10 protein-coding genes and 4 pseudogenes are annotated in these 7,664 nt (G+C 69.3%); 6 read left to right on the forward strand and 8 right to left on the reverse strand.

Features of this window, described 5'->3' with window-relative positions; genetic code table 11:
* Positions 1-291: 291 nt before the first annotated feature.
* From ACWGIU_RS23210 to ACWGIU_RS23225, 4 genes are all read right to left on the reverse strand, one after another.
* Positions 292-1,161, reverse strand: coding sequence for a glycosyltransferase family 2 protein (locus tag ACWGIU_RS23210; protein WP_453708665.1), 870 nt, complete (start codon positions 1,159-1,161; stop codon positions 292-294).
* A 17-nt stretch (positions 1,162-1,178) separates the two neighbouring features.
* Positions 1,179-1,454 carry a hypothetical protein gene (locus ACWGIU_RS23215; protein WP_453708667.1) on the reverse strand — a complete coding sequence of 92 codons (276 nt, stop codon included), beginning with the start codon at positions 1,452-1,454 and terminating at the stop codon, positions 1,179-1,181.
* Between the two features lie 105 nt (positions 1,455-1,559).
* Positions 1,560-1,751 carry a hypothetical protein gene (locus ACWGIU_RS23220; protein ID WP_453708669.1) on the reverse strand — a complete coding sequence of 64 codons (192 nt, stop codon included), beginning with the start codon at positions 1,749-1,751 and terminating at the stop codon, positions 1,560-1,562.
* 15 nt (positions 1,752-1,766) lie between these two features.
* Positions 1,767-2,003 (reverse strand): hypothetical protein, encoded by a 237-nt coding sequence (locus ACWGIU_RS23225; protein ID WP_453708671.1) that lies wholly within the window; start codon positions 2,001-2,003, stop codon positions 1,767-1,769.
* Positions 2,004-2,407: 404 nt separating this feature from the next.
* On the opposite strand from ACWGIU_RS23225, the pseudogene ACWGIU_RS23230 reads away from it, so the two are divergent.
* The 5 genes and pseudogenes from ACWGIU_RS23230 (at position 2,408) to ACWGIU_RS23250 (ending at position 5,730) form a co-directional block, all read left to right on the forward strand.
* Positions 2,408-2,814: pseudogene (locus tag ACWGIU_RS23230) on the forward strand (ATP-binding protein).
* Positions 2,815-3,143: 329 nt separating this feature from the next.
* A complete protein-coding gene (locus ACWGIU_RS23235) occupies positions 3,144-3,290 on the forward strand; it encodes a hypothetical protein (protein ID WP_453708672.1) in 147 nt (48 codons plus the stop codon).
* The gene (locus ACWGIU_RS23240; protein ID WP_453708674.1) at positions 3,287-4,774 is read left to right on the forward strand and encodes a hypothetical protein; all 1,488 of its coding nucleotides are present in this window, start codon (positions 3,287-3,289) and stop codon (positions 4,772-4,774) included. The genes ACWGIU_RS23235 and ACWGIU_RS23240 overlap by 4 nt, the downstream gene beginning before the upstream one ends.
* Positions 4,771-5,385: a hypothetical protein gene (locus tag ACWGIU_RS23245; RefSeq protein WP_453708676.1), complete on the forward strand. Its 615-nt coding sequence runs from the start codon at positions 4,771-4,773 to the stop codon at positions 5,383-5,385. Before ACWGIU_RS23240 ends, ACWGIU_RS23245 begins: the two co-directional genes overlap by 4 nt.
* Before the next feature lie 111 nt (positions 5,386-5,496).
* Positions 5,497-5,730 carry a hypothetical protein gene (locus tag ACWGIU_RS23250; protein ID WP_453708682.1) on the forward strand — a complete coding sequence of 78 codons (234 nt, stop codon included), beginning with the start codon at positions 5,497-5,499 and terminating at the stop codon, positions 5,728-5,730.
* On the opposite strand, the pseudogene ACWGIU_RS23255 reads toward ACWGIU_RS23250, so the two are convergent.
* From ACWGIU_RS23255 to ACWGIU_RS23270, 4 genes and pseudogenes are all read right to left on the reverse strand, one after another.
* Positions 5,682-6,049: pseudogene (locus ACWGIU_RS23255) on the reverse strand (tetratricopeptide repeat protein); the annotation flags it as partial. The gene ACWGIU_RS23250 and the pseudogene ACWGIU_RS23255 overlap by 49 nt on opposite strands.
* Positions 6,050-6,264: 215 nt before the next feature.
* Positions 6,265-6,510: a hypothetical protein gene (locus ACWGIU_RS23260; RefSeq protein ID WP_453708678.1), complete on the reverse strand. Its 246-nt coding sequence runs from the start codon at positions 6,508-6,510 to the stop codon at positions 6,265-6,267.
* A 24-nt stretch (positions 6,511-6,534) separates the two neighbouring features.
* Positions 6,535-6,879, reverse strand: a pseudogene (locus ACWGIU_RS23265) (transposase); the annotation flags it as partial.
* A 65-nt stretch (positions 6,880-6,944) separates the two neighbouring features.
* Positions 6,945-7,322 (reverse strand): hypothetical protein, encoded by a 378-nt coding sequence (locus ACWGIU_RS23270; RefSeq protein ID WP_453708680.1) that lies wholly within the window; start codon positions 7,320-7,322, stop codon positions 6,945-6,947.
* Between ACWGIU_RS23270 and ACWGIU_RS23275 the strand changes: the two are divergent.
* Positions 7,302-7,664 (forward strand): annotated as a pseudogene (locus tag ACWGIU_RS23275) (mobilization protein); the annotation flags it as partial. The gene ACWGIU_RS23270 and the pseudogene ACWGIU_RS23275 overlap by 21 nt on opposite strands.

A 7,664-nucleotide genomic window follows, 5' to 3' on the forward strand; every position in this document is an offset into this window, starting at 1 on the left:
CGCTTATGGTGGTCGCACTCGCGGTGCTGGTCGTGCGGCACCGCGAGGTTTGTGTGTGCCTCCAGGACGCGCAAATCGCGCCCTGGAGGCACACTCCGGAGGCAAGGCCCCGGTAGCTCGTCGCACTCTTGATGACGGTCTCTCATGACCAACCGCCGCCTCCCGCAGGGATGGCGGACCGCAGCGGCTGGGAGTAGTGCTGTTCCCAGCCCCGCGCTCGCGGGGATGGTTCGCGGCAGAGGGGTACGGCACTGGCTGGCCGCACCTCTCTGGACGCTGGTGGTCCTGGTGTCAGATGACCGGGGGGCGGCCCAGTCGGGTCATCTTCCAAACCGTCTGCCACCGCATGGGCCGTCTCGGCGGGCAGGGTACCCGGAGGCCCTCGATGAAGCCGGCCCACCAGGCTGTGAGGCCGGAGAGCGGGGGCCGCTGCACCAGCGTGTACGCGGCCCAGGTTGCGAGGTATCCCGGGATGAGGGCGGCGGGCAGGTGGCGTTTGGCCAGCCAGACCCGGTTACGGGCGGTGTTGCGGTAGTACACCTTGTGCCGGGATGCCTCGGTGCGGGGGTGTTGCAGCACCATGTCCGCCCGGTAGTCGATCTCCCAGCCGGCGTCCAGGGCCCGCCAGGCGAAATCGGTTTCCTCGTGGGCGTAGAAGAAGGGGGTGGGGAAGTCGCCGACCTGGTCGATGACGCTCATGCGGATGGCGTGGCCGCCGCCGAGGAATGTTGTGACCGGCCCGGACACCAGCGGGTTCTTGCCACCCAGACGGGGGACGTGCCTGCGCTGGCTCGCTCCGGTCTCGTCCGCGATGCGGAAGCCCGCGATCCCCAGGCGCGGGTTGTCGGCGAAGGCTTCCCGGATCAGCCGGAAGGTGTCGGTGCGGGGGAGCAGGCCGTCGTCGTCGAGGACGACCACGATGTCCACGCTGCCCTTTTCACGCAACAGGTTGACGCCCGCGTTCCGGCCGCCGGGGATGCCCAGGTTCTCCGGCAGCTCCACACCGTCGACATCGTTCGAGAGCGGTGGGAGTTTTACACCCTGGCCGAGGACCACGACGGTTGCAGGATCGCCTTCCTGAGCGGCCACGGAAGCCAGCAGGGCCCCCAGTTCCGCGGGCCGATCGCCCATGGTCAGGACCACAACCCCGATCTTCGCCATTCTGCTGCCTGTTCCTTTCACGCCTGGTTGCTGAGCAGTTCGGTTGCGCGCTGGTGCAGACTCGCCGCGCCGGCCACACCGCGCTTGCGGTACCGGGTCGCAGCCGCGTGGATTTCTTTTACCGCCTGCCGGTTGCGGTCGGAGACCAGGCCGCCCATGACGTCCAGGGATCGGGCCCACATGCCCACGGCTTCCTCGTGCCGGTACGCCGGTGCCCTTATCTTCCTCCCTCGGGAAGCCATCTCCCAGGACGAGAACGTCATGCTGGCCAGGCTCACGGGCAGCTTCGGCATGCTCAGGCACTGCACGGCGGTAGCTGTGGCGTTCCTCGGTCGAGGCACCGCCCTCTACCGCAGCCGCGCCGGTGCGCCGGCGAGCTCGTAGGCGGACCGTGCGGCTCAGGTCTGGTTGACCAACGCTCGGATGCGGTCCAGACGCTCCATGGTTGCCGCCTCCCCGTACACGGCCACGCAACGGGCCACTGCCGACAGCGCGAACACCGTGGTCAACTGCACGTCATCCAAAGCGAGACGGGGCGCTGCGCCATCGGCGGCGAGGGCCAGTACCGCCTCCGCGACGGCCTCCTCCATGGGGATGCCCTTCAGTCATGCGAGCCCTGCCGGCCCCATTACTGCGGGGCGGTACGGAGAGAAGCCGGGATCGGTGAGGACGGCGTTGTACAGCAGCCCCGACGCCTGCTGGCGCATGTAGTCAGCGGTGGTCGCGCACCTGGCTCCGGCCGCGAGGGCGTGCGCGACGGCGTTTGGATCCGCAGCGAGGTAGCCGCGCATCAGGTCGAAGGCGGCCGTTTCGCCGACGATCTGCTCTGTGCTGGTGGTCATGTCCTGCCCAACGAGGCAGCGGAGTTGCAGGCGCGGCCGAGGACACGGTGCTCTGCAGAGCTCGGTCGCTCACGCACAGGGCCTGGACGACCGCGCCGAAGGTGCGCAAACTGTCGGACGCCTCCGGTTCACCGCCGACCGGGCCGCCGCCCGCCTCCGCGTCCGCACCGCGGTCATCCGTGTCCTCGTAGGCCACCCCGGCCACCTCTCGTGCACGTGCCCCGTAAAACACCCGGCCTTTCCATGGTCACGGTCGGTGACGCGTACTGTCCACCCTCCGTGCGCGAACGCTGACCCGGCGTACGCGCCGCCACCCTGGTGAACGGACATGGCGCGCCGCCACATTGGCGTCATGACACCACCCCCCTGCCCGACAGGCCCCGCAAGCGCCGGTCACCAAACGTGTGTGCACCCAGCGGTTCAGCTCCACCCCGCGCGTCGCCCGCCTCGCCCGGTACCTGGCCGTGCACCAGCTCCACGCCTGGGGCATCCCGTACGGCACCGACCTCTCCGACGCCGCCGCCCTCGTGATCGCCGAGCTCACCGCCAACGCCGTCACCCCATGGCCGTTTGCCTGGGAAGGACTTCGAACTCACGCTCGCACTGGACTCCGGCACGCTCCGGATCGAGGTCTCCGACACCCGGGGCGAGCGCCGGCCGCCGGACCCCGGCGTGGTCCCCGTACCCCCGCCGCTCGCCGAGGCCCGGACGCGGCCTGCTCCTCCTCCAGGCGGTCGCGGCTCGTTGGGAGGTCCGCGACCGCGTCCCGGTCGGCAAGACCGTCATCGCCGAGTTGGAGCTGACGCGCTGAACGGCCCTTTCCGCGAAGGTTGTTAGGGGGATCTCTTCCGATTCGTGCACCAGGGGGAGGGCTTCGGTGACATTCGACGAGGAATGGGCAGCCGCCAAGCAGAGCGCCGCCACGGCGGGCGGTTCGGCGTACGACTTGGTCGTCACGCAGGACGACCTGGGTGCCGTCGGGCACGAGGCGTTCATCGTCCACGGCGAACTGCGCAAGAAGACGGACATCGCCGGCACCGGGGCGACCGCCCGTGCCGCGGCCGCATGCTCCACCCGGAACCTGGCCATGGGGCCGGAACTGTCGGCGACCCTCTCCATCTGGGCACGCAAGTCAAGACGGTGCTGCAGATGTACGCGCACATCTCCAACCTCCTGGACTACTCCAAGAAGGCCCATGCGAACGACGACGAGGCCATCGCCGCCAGCCTGCGCCACCGCGACGGTTCCGCGATGTCGGTCGCCGAGATACAGAGGTACGTGAAGTGACCCTCACCTGGACCGACCTCATCACGCTCGACCTGGGCAAGCTGAACGAGGCGGTGACGGAGTGGAAGACGGCCTCGGAGGAACTTGCGAAGCTGCACGGCACCGTGCGCGACGGCCTGGTGAAGAAGCCGGAGGCGGCCCGCTGGGAGGGGGTCAACGCCACCGTCACCCGGGAGTTCGTCCGCAGCGCCGCGAAGGAGGTGGGTGACCTCCAGCGTGAGGCCACGAGTATCCACGCGGTCCTCGCCGACGCACACGACGAGCTGACCCGGATCCAGAAGCAGGCGAAGACCTTGGCCGAGGAGGCGAGGCAGGGCGACCCGACCCACGACCCCGAGCCGGACCCGGGGCTGCTGGTGTCGGATGGCGGCGGTGGCAAGGTCCGAGTGGAATCATCCATCTGTGATGCGAAGGGCCCCAACCAGCGAACCAATGACATGATCCGCTGGTACGCCGAGACGCTTGCCAGCCTGGTCAGCCACGCGGCAGAGGTGGACGCCGCCGTCACCCGGGCCCTGCGCGCCTCGCACGGCGCCGACCCGTACAACGCCGGGCACGCGGAGTACACCTCGCTCGACCAGGACCAGCTGCCGCGGGCCATGAAACTGGCCGCCCTGGGTGGGGACGTCAAGCCGGCCCAGCAGGCCGAGCTACGAAGGCTCTGGCAGTCGCTCAGCCCCGACGCCCGGGCGCAGCTGTGGACCGCCCACAGGGACGACCTGCTCGCCGCCGGACTGTTCAGCCCGTCGGTCAAGCAGGTGGCGCCCGATAGGGGATCCGGCAAGCACGGGGCAGAGGGAATCGAATGGAACGACTGGGTTACCAGGACGAAGATGCAGGCGCTCGTCGTCGGTGGCGATGGCGGTGACCTGAACGACGCCTCACGTCACATGAAGCACTACCTGGGCAACACCGGCACCCCCATGGAGCTCCCGGTCGACAAGATGCTCACCGACGTCGACGGCTTCCAGAGCCATGTGGACCGTCGTCACCTGCTCAACCACGAGGGGGAATGGCGCGAGCAGGCGCTGGCGGAGTTCGAGAGGAACGGCGGCCGGGCCGTCGCGATGCCGGTCGAAACCTCAAACGCGGACTACTCCTTCACCGAGTCGGTGGACCGGAATTGGTTCTACGCGGTCGGCTCCGCCCGGTCGAACGTGACAGGGGTGGTGACCGTCGTCCCCGGCGCTGACGGCAGACCGGTGGTTGGCCTCGATTACCAGGTCAACGTCTGGGACCGGTACAACTGGGACGAAGGCAAGGGCGTGTACATCGGGAAGTTCGAGATACCTGACGGCGAGATGGGCCAGCAGCACAAAGTCGGCCTTGCCCAGGAGTTCAACATGGCCGGAAGCAGCGCGGTCCAGCACTACGACCTGGGCAGCGGAGCCGCAGTGCCCAGCCCGGACGATCCCGGGCGCGCCGGCGAGCGCAGTGATCCCGGTCGCCATGCCCGGGACGGCGGAGGGGATATCGACCGATGAGCCACCTTGAGGTTCCGACCGGTGCCGGGAAGCGAGAGCGGCCCTGGGGGCGAAGGCTCACCATCGGTGCGTGGGTGTTCTCGGGCCTCTGCGTGCTCGGTGTCCTCGGCACGGTCCTGATGGTCATGTACGGATTGCGGTACCCCACCGAGGATCAGAAGAAGTGCTGCTGGGAGCAGAACGTCACGCCCGAGTGGATGGCGAAGACGATGGGTTTCCAGGTACCGGAGGCGGCCACCGACCGGCGGGCCGGACTCCAAACCAACGCCCAGTATGACGTCGCGCTGCTCGCCTTCACCGTGACGACCGAGGAGGCGGACCGATTCCTCAAGCCGCTGCAGCCGGAGGGCACGCAATTGGTCCGCAACGCCCATCCCAAGGAGCCGGGGTACACGCGTAGCGACGGGTTCAGTCACCTCGGCCTGCCCGAGCCCGAGACATTCGTCGAAGGCATGCGCATCGGCGGCCTCTGCCGTGGTGACACCAAGACGCCCCAAGGCCAGGCGGTCCAGTTCTGCACGGACATCTACGCACACGAGTTCCAGCCCGGCACCACCCGCATCTACCTGTGGGCCGGCAGCGACGCGGCCATCAAGAAGCCGCCGGCCTGACGGTGGGGCCCTTCACGCCGACGCGTCCGGACCAGCCGCACTGACGTTCCTCATGCCGTCTATAGGCTGGCCGCAGTGGACAGCAGGGCTCGGTGAGGGGTGAACGGGAACATGGCGGATCTGGAGGACACGGGCGGCGGACGGGCGGCGGGGCGTGGGCGGCCCGTGGGCTATCAGCGGTACCCGCTCCCGGACGACCTGGCGGACCAGGGTTCCCTGTTCCTGCCCCTGGAGAGTCCGATCGAGATCGGGACGGCCGGCCGACCCACCGGCGTGAAGCTGGAGGACCTGGTTGTTTCCGGGAGCTCCGTGCAGGAGTCCGGATGGCGGAGGTCGAGGGCTTGATGCGTCATGGCCCGCATCGCCACGCGCCGTGACCGTCCGGGTCGCACTCACAGGCGAGCTGATAGCCGAGCAGGTAGTACTGCTGGGCGGCGCCCTGGCGGCCGAGGTCGTGGTGTTTCCAGCCGACCAGACAGGACAACTGGGCCGGGGCCCCGAAAAGCGTCCTCGCGTACGGCCGCGGAGGAGAAGCGGGCTGCGAGCATCGGGGCGACGGTGTCGGTCAGGTAGGCGGTGACCGTGGTCAGCCCGTGTCCGCCCCGAGCTTCTCGTCCGCGCTCCTGAACACCTCGGTGAGCTGACGGACCACCGCGACTTCCTCCCGCGCGGTAGACCCACCACCACAGGGTGACCTGATGGGCGTCGGCGACCAGGGTGTCACCGGACGGCCGACGCGGGGGTTCAGGCTCCGGTGGTCGACCAGCGCCCGGCCGAGCTCGGGAAGAGGAGTGGTGTGGATGAGGTAGCCGCCGTCGTCGCCCGCATTTCCAGCGGCGCCCGCTGGCACAGGGCCGCCAGCGGGGATTCACCGGGGTCCTACTGCCAGGACCAGGCGCGAACCGCGGCACCGGCGAACGTGAGAAGGCGGGCTGGAGCCAGGCCGGGCAGGGCTCGGCGCAGTTGGTCGGTGTGGCGGCCGGTGAGTTCGGCCAGGCGGGTCAGGGACCACTCGGTGAGGGCGATTTCATGGGTGCCCGGGTGGACTGGGGCGGCGCTGGCGGTGAGCCGGCCCTTGTGCAGAGCGCGGAGCAGGCGCGAGAGTTCGACGGCGTTCGCCGACACCGTACGGGCCAGGTACTGAGGTTTTCAGGGTGGGGTCGGTGGGTTGATGGCCAGGCTTGTGGCGGTGAGGCAGCCGTCGATCAGGTGGGGCCGGAGCTGGATTCTGCGTAACTCGCGGCGGAGTGTGCGGTCGAGGTCATCGGGGGTGTAGAAGGCGGTGTTGGCCATCGCTCTGCGCACGAGTGACCAGACGGCTTCAACCGGGTTCAGGTCTGGCGCATACGGCGGCAGTCGGATGGTGGTGAGCCAGTCGTGCTCGGCCTCATACCGCTTCAGCCCGGCGGCCAGGTGCGTGTTGAGATTGTCCCAGACCACCACGATGGGGCCGCCGAGCCGGATGTGTGCGCGGACCAGCAGGTCGCGGTAGTCGTCCGCGTGCTCCAGCGGATCCTCGCCCTGACCGCCGTCATCTGGCACAAGGAGCGCTGCCGGCGCTACGTACGGGGCTCCCAGCGGAACTTGCGGATCGCGATCCACGCGAACAGAGCCGTCCACGCGACCGTCAGCGCGACTCGGGCCAGCACTGCGCCCGCCGTCAGTTCAGCCGTCCAGCCCGAGCGCATCAGATCGACCGTCGAGGACAGCGGCGCAAAGAGAAGGGCCTCGCCGAGCGAATCCGGCAGCACCTCGCGGGGGATGTAGACCCCGGAGATCATCGGCAGGATGAAGATGGCCGGGAGCGTGGCAACCATCACGGACTCGACGGTGCGACAGAGCGCCGCGGTCGCGGCTGCCATCGCCGTCATCAGCGCGACACCGGTGATGAGCCCGGCGAGCGCCGCGAGCGGCGCTTGAGGAGTGGTGCCGAACACCGCGACGACGCCGACTTCCTGGAGCGGCTCCGTGACGCCGGGCTGCGCGTGCGTGAACGCCGCGATGATGACGGCGCCCTCGTCGGGTACGCGGTCGCGCTGCCCGGGGACCGCGCCGACGGCGGCACCCGACTGGTGTGGTTCCCGGGTTCGAAGCTCGCCTACGACCTGTCCCTGCCCCGCGTCCGCGAACGCTTCGAGCCCGTCGTCACCCCATCCGACTGGGCGCTGGCCGAACATCGGATCCGCGAAGCATCCGTACTCCTGGGCCGCGCCGGGCAGGACGAAGGCGCCGGGGATGTCGCCGCCCTCGGCGACCTCCTGGCTGTCGCCGCCGCGCAC

The sequence above is a fragment of the Streptomyces sp. NPDC054840 genome, from assembly GCF_053611065.1.